The 14,082-nt window shown below is 34.7% G+C and carries 8 protein-coding genes and 1 pseudogene; all 9 read right to left on the bottom strand.

The annotated features are described in order from the left end of the window. Nucleotides 1–450: a PTS sugar transporter subunit IIA gene (locus ACTNDN_RS15130; RefSeq protein ID WP_441131388.1), complete on the bottom strand. Its 450-nt coding sequence runs from the start codon at nucleotides 448–450 to the stop codon at nucleotides 1–3. 12 nt (nucleotides 451–462) lie between these two features. Then, a complete protein-coding gene (locus ACTNDN_RS15125) occupies nucleotides 463–1,296 on the bottom strand; it encodes a class II aldolase (RefSeq protein ID WP_441131387.1) in 834 nt (277 codons plus the stop codon). 23 nt (nucleotides 1,297–1,319) lie between these two features. After that, on the bottom strand, nucleotides 1,320–2,054 hold the full coding sequence (locus tag ACTNDN_RS15120; protein WP_441131386.1) for a GntR family transcriptional regulator: 735 nt from the start codon (nucleotides 2,052–2,054) through the stop codon (nucleotides 1,320–1,322). Nucleotides 2,055–3,004: 950 nt separating this feature from the next. Beyond that, nucleotides 3,005–3,244 (bottom strand): DUF2716 domain-containing protein, encoded by a 240-nt coding sequence (locus tag ACTNDN_RS15115; RefSeq protein WP_441131385.1) that lies wholly within the window; start codon nucleotides 3,242–3,244, stop codon nucleotides 3,005–3,007. After that, nucleotides 3,211–3,423 (bottom strand): DUF2716 domain-containing protein, encoded by a 213-nt coding sequence (locus ACTNDN_RS15110; RefSeq protein ID WP_441131384.1) that lies wholly within the window; start codon nucleotides 3,421–3,423, stop codon nucleotides 3,211–3,213. Before ACTNDN_RS15110 ends, ACTNDN_RS15115 begins: the two co-directional genes overlap by 34 nt. A 222-nt stretch (nucleotides 3,424–3,645) precedes the next feature. Beyond that, on the bottom strand, nucleotides 3,646–4,302 hold the full coding sequence (locus tag ACTNDN_RS15105; RefSeq protein ID WP_235252627.1) for a hypothetical protein: 657 nt from the start codon (nucleotides 4,300–4,302) through the stop codon (nucleotides 3,646–3,648). A 315-nt stretch (nucleotides 4,303–4,617) separates the two neighbouring features. Beyond that, nucleotides 4,618–10,461, bottom strand: a complete 5,844-nt coding sequence (locus tag ACTNDN_RS15100; RefSeq protein ID WP_441131383.1) for a DNRLRE domain-containing protein — start codon at nucleotides 10,459–10,461, stop codon at nucleotides 4,618–4,620. A 1,159-nt stretch (nucleotides 10,462–11,620) separates the two neighbouring features. Beyond that, nucleotides 11,621–12,166, bottom strand: a complete 546-nt coding sequence (locus ACTNDN_RS15095) for a transposase (RefSeq protein WP_441131382.1) — start codon at nucleotides 12,164–12,166, stop codon at nucleotides 11,621–11,623. Further along, a pseudogene (locus ACTNDN_RS15090) lies at nucleotides 12,166–13,701 on the bottom strand (YifB family Mg chelatase-like AAA ATPase). Before ACTNDN_RS15090 ends, ACTNDN_RS15095 begins: the two are co-directional and overlap by 1 nt. Between the last annotated feature and the right edge of the window lie 381 nt (nucleotides 13,702–14,082).

The raw sequence follows: 14,082 nt of genomic DNA, 5'->3' as shown, positions 1-14,082 counted from the left end.
TTATTGAAACAGTTCGTTGACGATATGATAAAGTTCCTCTTTATCACTGGCCAACATACTTTGCAATACCTTCTCGTTTCGAAAGACACTCATTAGTTTTTGGAGAATGCTTAAATGCTTCTCTGCTTGATTCAAGGCCAACAAGAACACAAGTTGAACCTGCACCTCTTCCTCTGGGTTTCCCATCATTTTGAATGAAACGGGCTGTTTTAACACCCCTATACTGATAGCGTTTTCAATTACATGAATAGCATCTGTATGCGGCATGGCGACACCGATAGAACTAGTTGGTATGCCTGTTGGAAATTGAAGTTCCCGCTGGTACACATTTTCCGCAAATTCTGGACGGACATAATTATTTTCTAATAGCGGAGCAGACAATGCTTCAAAAAGTTCCTTAATAGAATCTACCTGCAAATTATTCTGAACAGCATCCCTTCCTATTTTCAAATCGATCACCTCCTAATCATTGATCTCTCTTGTTTTTGCCGCAACAGAGCTTGTAACTGATTCCTTTGCAGCCATTAGCACTTTAATCAGATTATGCTCATTGTTATTTTTCTCGTAGAATCTTCCGATCGTTTGAATAAACGTTCTTCTCAGATCACTCGCAATATTGATTTTGACGACATTATACTTAGGCATTTCTCTAAGCAGACTGTTCGGAATTCCAGAACCACCATGCAGAACAAGAGGAACAGGGCTTTCTTCTTTGATCTTTTCTAGCAGTTCGAAATCAATGGAGGGCTCACTCCCCAAACCATGGACATTTCCAATAGACACAGCTAATAAATCACAGCCGCTTTCTTTCACAAATTCCTTGACTAGAGTAGGATCTGTTTTGATATCCTCTTCATTCACTTGATCATCTTCTTTACCAGCAAGTGCTCCGAGTTCTGCCTCAACCGGAATGTTAAAGAAACGGCAATACTCAACACATCTACGCGTTAGCTTGATATTATCTTCGAAATCCAACTCTGCCCCATCAATCATGACAGAATCGAAGCCTGCTTCTACTGCCATTTTGATATCCTCAAATCCCTTCCCATGATCTAAATGGAGACTCATGGGAGTTTCATAAATATTGCTCGATCGTTTCACAATTTCACTAATATAGCTGTATCCAGATAACTTCACATTGGTTGGAGCAATCTGGATAATGCCCGGATACTTGCTTTGTTCAATCCCATCCATAATGGCAAGTGTTGTCTCTAAATTAGTTGTATTAAAGGCAGGAGCGATAGTTTTTCTTGCTTGCACCACATTCAGCAAATCCCTCATCCCTACAATTGGCATTGCTTTTCACATCCTCTTTTGTGTCATCTTTGCAGAATAGAGCCAACCATATAACGATTTGATTTCAGCCAGACATTTCCCCATTCGACCGCTATATCGTTCTCCAAGTAAACGATTTGCTCTAAATGCAGAACAGGAGCATTTTCATTCGTTTCAAAAAACTTTGCTCGCTCTTTTCCGATTACTCTTGCAGCAAAACGAGACTGAGCATACTTGATTTGCTTCCCGGAAAGTTCTTCCATTTTGGAAAACAAAGTGTGACGTTCAAAATCAATTGTTTCAATCCCTTTACATGCATCCATATTAATTCTGTTCTCTATTACCATAATTGGTTCCTTATCCACATACCGGACACGTTCTAAATACAGAATAGAAGCTTCTTCCGGCAGTGACAGCTTCTCTCGAACAGATTTAACAGCCGGTTCTATTCGATGGGCAATCACTTTAGTTTCGAATTCCAAACCTTGTTGATAAAGAGACTCTGCAAAGGAAACTAAGCCTTTATTAAAAGAATGAGAGACGGTAGAAGAAGCAACAAAAGTACCCTTTCCTTGTATTTGAATTAATAAGCCTTCCTTGATTAAAACGGAAATCCCTTTTTTCAGAGTCCCCCTGCTTACATCCAATTGTTTCATCAACACATGCTCTGTAGGTATTTGCTGATCTGCCTCCCATTCTTTTGAATAAATTCTCTCTCGAATCCAATCTGCAACTTGGCTATATAAAGGCGTCGAATTCAACTTATCAATATCTTTCATACACTCCTCTCCTTATCCACCATTCAATTGTCTATAGTTGTCTATAGTCAACTGTATATATCTATAACTATTAGCGTGGTGGGAGAAATATTCCTGGGAGGGTTAGAAAGAGTTGTGACAAATTTCTCATTGGTCATTTACTTAGGTAGTGAAAAATAAGTAAAAAGCAAAAATAAAGGAAGCATAGGGACTATCCCCATGCTTCCTTTTTCTTTACTATCTCTACTATTACTCTCGATAACCATAAGCAGACTAAAATGATGTGTTTTAGTCTGCTTATTTTTATGCTATTTTTAGAAATAAGCTAAACTGCTTACCAATTACCTATAATTGGTTATTCGAAAGTCAGATTGATTATATTTGGATAGCCTTGTCTTTTTAAGGTGCCTGACACCTTTTTTCTTTTGATCGGATGGAGATAGATTCACAACCACCTTCTTATCCGTCAAGGCCAATCAAAATGATTAATCGACGTGAAACATTACTGTGAAACAAGAAAACTCGGGAAGTCACTGTGACCAAGTATTAACGGCTAAAACAGCAATAGCTACAGCATCGACTTTTATCAATATATGGTGAAGCTGATGACAGAACTGCCCAATTTAGCGATGCATCAACAACCTGAAATTTCACATAACTACATGCCTTGGTCTAAAATCTCCAGATTACATTCGCAAAATACCAGCTATCCGAAAAAAATTCAAATAGCTGGTCATTCGTCGTGCATACCAAAAAAGGTGCACTTATATTTATAATTCGGACATATTTAAAAGGAAAATAAGCAAAAAACTTTAAATCAATCACCTTTTTTTCATTTCCTTAATCATAATTTATAAATTATGATTGGTCACACCCAAAATTTTTCACCTTACTTTTTTTATGACTGTTTATGGATAATAACTTTGGATTTAGTGTATTAAATTGACTAATTAGCTGTTCATCAAAAATAATCACTGTTTTTTTCCAAGGTGACCAATTATTCCCCATTTAAAATCCCTTTGTAGAAAGAAATGGTCTCCGTTTGGTATAATAGGTATCAACCAGTCTCCAAATTCATCCGTTTCAAAATTTAAAGTTGGATCAAATAAATATCCATTATGCATCCAATCCAATGCATATACTTTTTCGCCTATAATAATAGATTTTTTAAAAGCTATTATTGTATTTTTTTCAAATCTTTCTTTAACCATTCTCGCTCCTCAACTTTATATTCATCTCTGTATAATATAGATATATCAACTGTAAAATACGATGCTGGAATCTTATAAGAAGGTAGAATTTTTGAATATGGCTTAAATTTAAATGTTTTATATATTTCTTCCCATATTAAATCATTTTCGGTACTACTTAACATTTGCCAATTCCTCATATCATCACCTTCAATCTAATTCTTTAAATGTTCTATAATGGTTTTTAGTGTAATAAGCTCTGCTACCAATGTTTTTCCTTATTGAATTAACGTGGTAGCATTGCTAGAGGCGATAGCAATAAGTTAAAGAATACTGGAATAAATAAGGGGTTCAATCATGTTATCGATTGAAGTTAAAAAAGAGCTATCCATCTCTATCATGAATAGCTCTTTATTCTACATTTAACTATAATTATCCTTATATTTATCAGTTAACATTTCTAAGATTGCTAGATCTCCAACTATCCCCAATGGATTAGGTATTTTTCTAGCCTCTTTCTCTTCAATTACTTCACATTCCATAATTTCTCTATTACTTAATCCTATGCTTTTAAAATATTTCCCTCTTGTAAAAGTAACATATTCAATCTCTCTTAGTTCTTCTTCAGTAAAAATAACTTTGTTATATTGACTTGTTAACTTCCAGTCATAGTTCATTATTGATGCATATCCAGTATTAGCAATCATTAAAAACTTATGTTCACTAATATATGAATATATTTCAGATACTTTCAGAGGATTGTCGGAGAAAACATCTAAATATCCTAAGATAATATCGTCGTTTTTGTCGACAACTAGATTTCCACTAATAACTATCCCATAATTATATTTTTGAATGCTCTCAAGGAAGATTTCAAAAACTTGCCCGGTTTCTATTATTTTAAAATACTTTGTTTTTTTAGGTTGCTTTATTTTCAAGTCCGATACTATGCCTTCAAGTAATCGAAAATCATAATTTAGTATCTCAAGTAACAAATTTTGTATGTCAGTTAGTTTATCCTCAGTATTATTAGATATACCCCTGTCTTTAAGATATTCAACAATTGCTTCTTTATCCATCTCTTCCTCCTTTTTCATTAATGCTTATCTATAAACACTTCTTGATACAGACATATACTGTTTATATTTTTTATTCTTCTGACTAATAGGTCTAATCTTATTTCTCAAATTCTTCTTTCCACCATTTTTCAAGTATAACCTATGTTCTAATCCTCTTGCTTGGGCATACGTTAAGCCTTTTTTTTCTATATTAAAAGTAGCATCGGAATGAACTTTGCTATGTGATTTTGCTCTAGCCTTAATATTTTTAGTCCTTCCTACATAAACAACCTTCCCCCCTTTATTTAGGGTATATACAGCATGACTAGCCTTTTTTTAGGCCTTGAATTTTGATCCACCAACAAAACCTAAAGCAGCAGCACCTGCAATTTTTCCCGCACTTCCACCAGCTTTATATGCTTTATAACCATCATATGCTGCAAATCCTACATTAACTGCCATCCAAAAAAAGTCACCGTCTGGATCAACATTTATTACTGGATTGTTGCCCCCATAAGTATATCCATTCTGAGAAACTGGATCATCTTCATCCCCAGGATGTGGATCTAACGCTTGGAAAATTCCATTCACTGGATCATAATATCTAGCTTTTAAATAATAATGTTTTGTCTCTTGATCATAATAGTAACTAGCATAACGGATATTATTTTCTTTCGCAATTGTTCCTGTTTCACTTAACAAATTTCCATAGGCATCATACGAATAGGATCCTACTTCTACTCCCGTAGTATCTACTATGCTACTTACATCGCCACGTTGATTCGTTAAGAAATAATAAACAGCTGTTTTCCAAGTTCCGTCTTGAGCTTTCTGCTTAATGGTCATTCCTACCGCTTTACCGAAAGTATCCCATTGATAATAACGATATTGCTGTATCTGGTTATTCACACTAATAACTTCTAGAGTTAGATTATCTTCTTCACCATCATAATAGTATTCGTACGTTTTAGAACCAACAACTTTCTTAGTTCTTAGCCCTTCTTCGTCATATTCATATTTTGCCACTAAACTACCTGACACCGTGGAAATACTAGATAAGACGCTCATATCATTATACATATAAGTATAACTGTCATCTTTTGTTAAATTGCCATCCCCGTCATAAGTAAAAGCTATAGAATTATTCTTAGTCTCCACCTGGTTCGCTTCATTATAAGTATAACTACTTATTTCTTGTCCATTTTGTTTAAAGCTTACTCTATTTCCTACTTTATCATAACTATATTCGTTTACAGCACCATTAGCCAAAACTTCTTTTACTAGTTGGTTATTTCCATCATAGGCATAAGTTGATGTACCATCTTTATTGGTTTCTGATTTAACATTACCAGATTTATCATAGCTATAAGAATACGACAAGAAAGATTGAGAGTTCTTTAGATACGCTATCTTGGTTAAGTTGTTACTGCCATCATATTGGTAATCACTATTCATTAATCCGTTATGATAACTCACAGCTGCTTTATTCTGTTTCAAGTTATACGTATAATCCAGGGACATTTTATTGGATTCAGAATCCATTTCAGAAACAACTTTCTTCATTTTCCCTTCATCAGTATAATCGTAATCTTGTTTTATACTGATAGGATCTATACTTTCATTATACTTTAATGTTTGATTATCTACTCTATTCAAAGAATCATATACATAATCTATAACATATTTTCCTTGAGTATAAGTTTTCACTAAGTTATCTGCTGTATATCCATAACTTTTTGTAATGGATCTGTTTCCTGCTATATCTTTAAATGTTAATGTTTCTAATTGTCCCGCATCATCATAAGTTTGGTTCCACTCAAAGGTTGAGATACCGTTCTTATTTTTTACAGTCACCTGTTTCAGTAAATCAACTTCGTCATATTGATAACTCTCCGTAATCCCTGAATGTTGCGTTACTTTTTGTACATTTCCATTTTCATCATATTCACTACTAATATTTATTTTGCTAGTTCCTTTTTTCGGAAAACTAGATGTTAGTAATTCATCATTTCCATTATAGGTATATGTTTTCTTACGACCTAAAGCATCTATCAAAGAAGTCATATTACCGTTATCATCATACTCATAAGTAGTTTTACTTCCGTTACCATCCGTAACCGATGTCTTTAAATCTGGATATAATACATCAAATGTATAACTCTGACTTCTATTTTCACCGTCTACATCCTTCACTACTTGTCCATAATCATTATAATAGGAACTACTTGTAACACCCTTAGCATCGGTAACAGTAATACGTTTATTCGCTTCGTCATATACAGTTTGAGTGTATGTGTTATTAGGATTTGTTACTTTTGTAACTCTACCAATGCCATCGTACTCATAGGACGTAACTTCCTCACCAACAGTTGTACTTGTTAAATTGTATCCGTTATATACATTTACCGTTTTTATACCATCAGGATCGACTTTTTCAAGTAGTTGGTTCTTATCATCGTATTTTACATACTGAGTTTGCTTTCCGTCTTTTTCTATTTCATATTTGACATTACCATTTTCATAATAAGCAGTACTTTCTGTTTTTCCGTTTTCATCTGTTACTGTTAACTCATTATAGTTACTATCATAAGTACTCTTACTGGAAGTACCATCACTATTTATGGTGTCTGTTACAGCAAAAGTTTTGTTCGAGATATCCCTTTTGTAAGTTGTTTCTTTTCCTGAAGTATCTAATACAGTATATTCATTTTTGTCATTATTAAATTGGTACGTTGTTTCAACAGACTCTTTTCCATCTGCTTGAGGTGTTAAAATATTAATTTCATTTGTTGAATAGCTTATTGAATTTTCATTATCTTTGGCATCAATGTATTCCGTCAACAATCCAGATACCCCATCATATCCCAATGAATTAGTGATTGTTTTTGTAGTACCAGTTGCCTTAATAATCGTATCACTAAGTTGATTTTCTTCGTTATACAGATACTCAACTGTTCTATCTACGTAATTAGTTTGAAATAGCATTCCATTTTTATAAACCAAACTAATAGATCTACGTATAGTAGTATTATTACTATCAACTTCAGCTATCTCTCTTAATTGATTATCTGCATACTTAAATAGTATTTGATTGTTATTTCCATCTCGATATGAATATAATCGATACTTATTAGCAGTAGTAGGATCTGTTTCAAATACTTTTATAAATCCTGATTTGTCGGTTAAAGCGAATGCCGCTCGATTATTTAAAGTCGTATCCTGTAATGTTAAATACTTTCCTTTAGGTGAAGTAAAGGTATTAGTAGTGGAATTATAAACAAATTCATGCCTAGTTCCATCTTCATCCCATAGGTAAAAGTTATTATTAGTTGGGGATTTGATTAAATATTCGCTCCCCTCAAAGGACCATCCTTTTCCTAGTACAGAAGCTTGAGTTGATTTAGAATTATAATATCTAGTAAAATCAAACCCTAAATCTCCCTTTGTAAATAAAGAATGATCTGTTTGACTAAGAGTTAAATTACCAGTTGTGACGTTAACAGACACTTCTGTCGTTCCGATTAAATGAGTTCCATAAGTGAAATAATCTTCTAAACCAACTAAGGAACCATTAGTAGAAATGGTTGCATAAACATCTGAAGACTTTGCACTTAAACCCCTCGGTCCTACTAATTTCTCTTTTTCTACATTGTCGGGAGAACCAGCGTCGTTATGGTAATAAGCCTGTACATTGACCAAATATGCTTTTTTATTCAATACATTTGTGTTGGTAGTTCCCAATTTTTGATATATATTAGTTGGATCTACTGGCAGATTTTCTCCAATACTTTCAAATAACTCAATACCTTTTGTACTCCACTGAGTTACATTACCTACATCGTAACTATCAAAATCTTCTCCATTAAAGATATTTACTATATATCCTCCTGCATCTTTCACAGTATCCCATTGAATGTTTAAAGCTCCTAAGTTATTCACATCGTCTACTATTTCTGTGCTAGAAACTTTTACATTTTTAGGTTTCTCTAATGGTAAATATCCATATTGTGAATCGGAATATGGAGTTACTCCTAAACTTGATTCTGCCTTTATACGTATCGAATAACGCTTAAAGATTCCATAACCACCTGAGTTAAGGTAAACAGGATTTGGGTTTACTGCTAATTCTACCCCTGTTTTGTCATGATGAAGAGCAAATTTACCAGCTGCTATTTCGGCGTCAGTTGGCCATAGTTTTTGCCCCTTAGTTGACCACTTTGTTACATTACCCACTGAAAATTCCTCATAGTTTTTCCCATTTAGAATTAAAACTCTATAGTTTGTTGCATTCGGTACAGGATCCCATGAAATGTCAAGCCATCCTCTACCTTTGTTGGTCGCATCTGTTTCGGCATATGCATAACCTTTTACTTCAGGAATATCTGGTGTTTCCACTAAATTAGCTGGTATTGCTTTTTTCACTTCAGAAGATGCAGGACTATTCCCACTACTATATTTAGCGATTACTCTAAATCCGTATTCTTTTCTTGTTGTAGAGGTACCACTTTTGGTAGAATAGTATGCACTTGGATCAACCGGTAACTCTACTCCGCTGTTATCCGTTTTAAAAGTGCTGCTCGTTGAGTATGGGGTTTTAGGGAACATCTTTTTATCTTTTGAAGTCCAGGAGGTACCTGTACCAGAATACACTGTTTCGAAACTCTTTCCATTAAACATCTGAAGTTCATATCCTTCAGTTGCACCGTATACAGATGGCCATGATACATTTACATATCCAGTTGTTGAACCTGTTGCTGTTTGAGTAGCTTTAACAATTGGATTCTTCATCGTTGGATAGTGATAACTAATTACTATTTTGGCTTTGTTTGAACTTTCTCCAGCAGTGATCTTTTTCCAATACGATTGACCATTCCCATTCGTATGAAACTTGAATCCCTCATTAGCATACTTTGTATCTACCCAATCCTGAACGGTTTGCTTAACATTAAAGCTAGCCCATTGATCTCTTGCTACAGTAGTACTAGCAATATTAGTAGAGCTTGGTTTGTTATTCCATGTTAACTGATCTGCATTCCAATAAGCATTAGCTTTATCTACCCATAATCCTGTTTTTTGCGTTGCGTAGTAAGAATGGGTAAGATATACTTTCAAATCCGCAGAATCTATAATTGCCCCTTTTAAATCTCCAACTATTGCAAATTTAATAAACGCATAGTTTGTTCCTGTAGTACTATCGTATTTCCCTACTTTTAGGACGTATTCTCCCTGTGATGAATCCCATTCTTTATTATAATTAGTTGTAGGATATGCACTAGAAATGAATGTATCTCCTAACATGTTAATCGTAACAGATGGATCAACATAAACAGGAAATACTCGATCTTCGGACTCTAACCATGTCTTTTCAACTACGAGCTTAATTGAATATTGATCTTCACTTGTTTTCTCGAGTTCATAGGCTAAAGCATCAGACTTTTCACCATTTCCTAGACCACTATTAAAATTGGAATCTTCCATCATTGGAGTAGGAAGAGAAAATATTTTCTTTTTCGAATTTTCCTTTTCGTAGAAACTAACGGAACCATCTTCTTCTAACTTCGCAAATAGATCTGTATTTATTACGTAATTGAATTGATTAATCCCTTGATAATCATTAATAATCCAATCTTCTTTAACTTCACTGTTTAACGATATATGACGTAAATCAATACCTGGTAGTACGCCTTCATACGTAATTTTATTATCTTCGTATGTAGTTGTAGCATCCTTTTTAAATTCATATTCCTCTGTCCCATTAGATCCTGTTATGTTAGTAAATTCTAAACTATGATCTCCAAATGTATAAGTAATTTCTTGATTTGAAGATATTTTTGAAGGGTACGCAGCCTGTAATTCTGTAGTTTCTGTTTCTAATTGACCATCTTGTTTATTTAAACTTAGATCGGTGGAAATTTCCTCCCACTCACCATCTACTTCTGTATGAATAGGGTCTGCATAAATTTCCTTTGTAAATTGACCTTGTTCGTCCACATAAGTTTTAGAATAGGCATCTCTTTCACTTTCTACCTCATCTAAGTTATCTAAAGTCATGGTCTCTGTATTCTCTATATCAACCTGACTTTTCTCGACATCATCTCCTACTTCTGCCGATGCAAAAGCTGGCATTATAGAGATTAATAGAGTAATACAAAGAATTAAAGATATAATCTTCTTAAGCAATAGAATTCCCCCTAATATATTAAAATTCAATTAATTATAGCCTGATAGAATTTAAACAGATAGAAAAGTATTTCGACATATAACGACCAAAAAATCAATAATTTCACCACTAGATTATTCTTTAAAACTATATAATTAGTCATGTAAAGATTTGCTTTCCATATATTTGGATATTTTTAATGGGTAATCATTGTCGCAGCTCTATTAACTATCGTCGAAATAAGTCGAATATTCTCGTGTTAATATGGGTTATAATGGCAAAATATCCAATAAAAAGTACCTATAACAAGCATTTATTTTATTTGCAAACTTATAATTTTATAAAAAAATCCTTCAATTAGAGAAGGATGTTTACAGATATTTATAATTTTTATTTTCTTGCTGAAAGATATATTTGGATTTATATGGAATAAAGAGAAGTTTTATAAAAACGATGCTGTTGTTCTTAATTGAGGTTATAATTTTTAGGAATACACTCAATGAATCCTGTATCTTTGACAGAACATGATGTACAGCAATCAATATACGATAAACCAATCGTAATATTTAGAAGACTAACTGGTTCCTAGCAATCTGGCAGTACATATGATATGGGTTTAGGCGTTGGTCCTACCTACTAATACTTTTTGTAATGATTCCTGGATACCGCACCATATTTTATACATGAGTGAAGTTATTGTACCTTGTATTCCCCCTCTATTACTAGCTAAATAGAAGAAGGATAGATAGTATTTAATGAAAAGCATCTACATGAACAAAAATAATCATACAAAAAGACAATCATTAGTTATTTTTATATTTATGAACGCCTTGTTCTTCTTATCCAAAATTATTCATAGTTCAACAAACAATAACGACATCGGGGCGTCACTGTGACCAGCAGTTGTATTTAAATAAAAAAATTGTAGAGAAAATGGTACTTTCTCTACAATTTTTTTATAATTCGAGCTTATAGTATAAACATGGAAGGGAGGGTGAAATCGGGTTCCGTAATCAAACGCAACAAACAACCACCCTTACTTACAATATTCAGTTGCTATTTCAATTTATCACATTCACACATTCTAACTCCCTCTCAATCTTCGACAAATTTCGAGGTGTCACTGTGACCAAGAGTTTGACCAAGAGTTTTGGTGGTGGTATTCACAACGAATCTATATCATTTAAAGGTTACGCTACTACAATACTTTTCCCGTTTCTGTGTCAATGTCCCTTCATAATAATCTAGTAAAAAATTCACATTCATAAAACAAGGCACTGTAGAATTCTTCTTATAATATTGATAGCTACTCCAAGGATAGTATTCTGCGAGCTTAACCATCCTCGCCTCAACTGGGTTAAGGTGTATATAACGACTAACTTCTAACATACCTTCTTTATCCTCAATAATTTTGCCATAAAACCGTTTTTCAAAGACATGGCCAGTTAAACGGTATTTGGTGTTATAGTAATTGGCATAACGTTTATTGATTAGTGCCATTAGCTTTGAAATGGGTACTTCCCTAGAACGTAATTGTAAATGGAAATGATTATTCATAAGGCAATAGGAGGCGATTTCAAAGGGGTACTTTTCGTAGAGTTGTGTTAGGATATGAAGAAATGCTTGAAAATCACTGGCATTCCGAAACAAAGGGTCACGTCGATTTCCTCTGGAAACAATATGATAAAATTGCTCTGGTGTATACACTCGTTTCTTATAGGGCATTATTTCTCCCTCGCAATCGTCATTTGTTTATTCTGTCCCCAGCGTCTTAAGGTCATCGCTTCCCAAATGGCCTGGTCAGCTATTCTTTCCTCTCCCGCTAAATCAGAAATGGTCCTTGCAAGTCTGATAATTTTAATCTGAACACGATTGCTCCAGTTTTGCTTAGAAGAAATTTGGGTGAGTGTCTTTTTCTGTTCTGTTGTCAAGGCACTCGTTTCCACCAAAATTTCAAACGGAACCTTCGCATTGGATACTTCTTGTTGATACCGTTCATACTGCCGCACGCGCGCTTTTTCCACTCTTTTACGAATATCATTAGAGGATTCTTGCGTCGTTGGGGACCCGTTAACATTTACTGACTGTAAGGATAAAAGGATATCCATTCGGTCATAGATAGGACCTGACAACCGATTTCGGTAGGCTTGAATTTGTTTTTGGGAACAGGTGCAATAATGCTGAAGAGAACCGAGGTATCCACATGGGCAAGGGTTCATAGCACCTATTAGGATAAAAGAAGCTGGATATGTCACAGTAGAATGCGCTCGACTAATGGTTACTTCACCTGTTTCGAGTGGTTGACGGAGCATATCAAGCGTTTTTTTGGAGAATTCTGCAATCTCATCGAGAAAAAGAATCCCATGATGAGCCATCGAAATTTCACCTGGTCACGGGTTCGACCCACCACCAATAATGGCGACAGCAGAAGCAGAATGGTGTGGATGCCTGAAAGGAACAAATTGATTATGGATACGTTTTTCACGAGCAAGCTGATACAAACTCATCACTTCAAGCTGTGCTTGATTTGTTAATGAAGGTAGGATGGAGGGAAAGGATTCAGCTAATAAGCTCTTTCCACAACCAGGGGGACCATTCATCAGCAAATTATGCTCACCGGCAGCAGCGATTTCTAATGCTCTTTTCGCTTTCTCCTGTCCAATCACATGACAGAAATCCTTTTGATGTGTGGCAATCTCTGGTGTTAGATGATTCTCTGAAGAAAAAGAAGGTTGAGACAACATGCTTTCTTGCCCTTCCAAATGCTGAACGACTTCCTCGATATGAGACACAACTATACATTCAATATCCTGTAGCATATGAAGTGGCAGCACCGGATCATAAGGTAAATACACTTCTTTGATACCAAGTCCCTTGGCCGCAATAACTGCAGGTAGTATCCCTTCTCCACTTACAACCGAACCATCAAGGGATAATGCCCCAATGAACGCCGTATCTGTGGGAATCTTACGCTTCACCTCCCCCAGTTCCTTCAAAGCTGCAATTGCAATTGCCAGATCATACAGCGAACCATTTTTCTTTTGATCGGACGGAGATAGATTCACAACCACCTTCTTATCCGTCACATCCAAATCAAAATGAGCAATCGACGCCAACACCCTCTCTCGAGACTCCTTAACAGAAGCATCAGGCAACCCAACAATCACCATAGACTCCGTGTCCTGCGATATCCGCACCTCCACCTGAACACGGTACCCCTCTAATCCTTTCAAACCAATACTTGAAACCTTTACGGTCATACAAAACCCTCCAAACTATTTCGTTTTATAGTCGATGAATGAAAATAATTGAGAAAGAAACAATTCAAGAAAGAATAAAATAGGAAGATAAATCAATCGAGGTTAAAATAGAAGGAATTCTTTTTAGAACAAGAACAACTAACAGAGGGAAAGATATAATCTACCACTTCAATATTCTACAAAATAATCAAATTTCCTGCCAAAAATGAAAATAAAAAGAAAGAAGACAACAATATAACTGCTGTACTTCTCTTTGACAAATTCCATCGGCAATCCCACAAAACATTTTTTAAAACTTTCCTGTGAAACAAGATTATTCGGGATTTCACTGTGACCTAAACTTTTCTACAATAGTCATTGAGTCAACCTAGATTTATATAT

It is taken from the genome of Niallia sp. HCP3S3_B10, from assembly GCF_052064465.1.
Lineage (GTDB): Bacteria > Bacillota > Bacilli > Bacillales > Cytobacillaceae > Niallia > Niallia hominis.
This window is presented reverse-complemented; position numbering and strand designations above follow the sequence as displayed.

Bases quoted from the DNA above. Each gene is read 5' to 3' on its own strand.
- ACTNDN_RS15125 (WP_441131387.1), bottom strand. From the start codon at position 1,296: ATGCCAATTGTAGGGATGAGGGATTTGCTGAATGTGGTGCAAGCAAGA.
- ACTNDN_RS15120 (WP_441131386.1), bottom strand. From the start codon at position 2,054: ATGAAAGATATTGATAAGTTGAATTCGACGCCTTTATATAGCCAAGTT.
- ACTNDN_RS15115 (WP_441131385.1), bottom strand. From the start codon at position 3,244: ATGGTTAAAGAAAGATTTGAAAAAAATACAATAATAGCTTTTAAAAAA.
- ACTNDN_RS15110 (WP_441131384.1), bottom strand. From the start codon at position 3,423: ATGAGGAATTGGCAAATGTTAAGTAGTACCGAAAATGATTTAATATGG.
- ACTNDN_RS15105 (WP_235252627.1), bottom strand. From the start codon at position 4,302: ATGGATAAAGAAGCAATTGTTGAATATCTTAAAGACAGGGGTATATCT.
- ACTNDN_RS15095 (WP_441131382.1), bottom strand. From the start codon at position 12,166: ATGCCCTATAAGAAACGAGTGTATACACCAGAGCAATTTTATCATATT.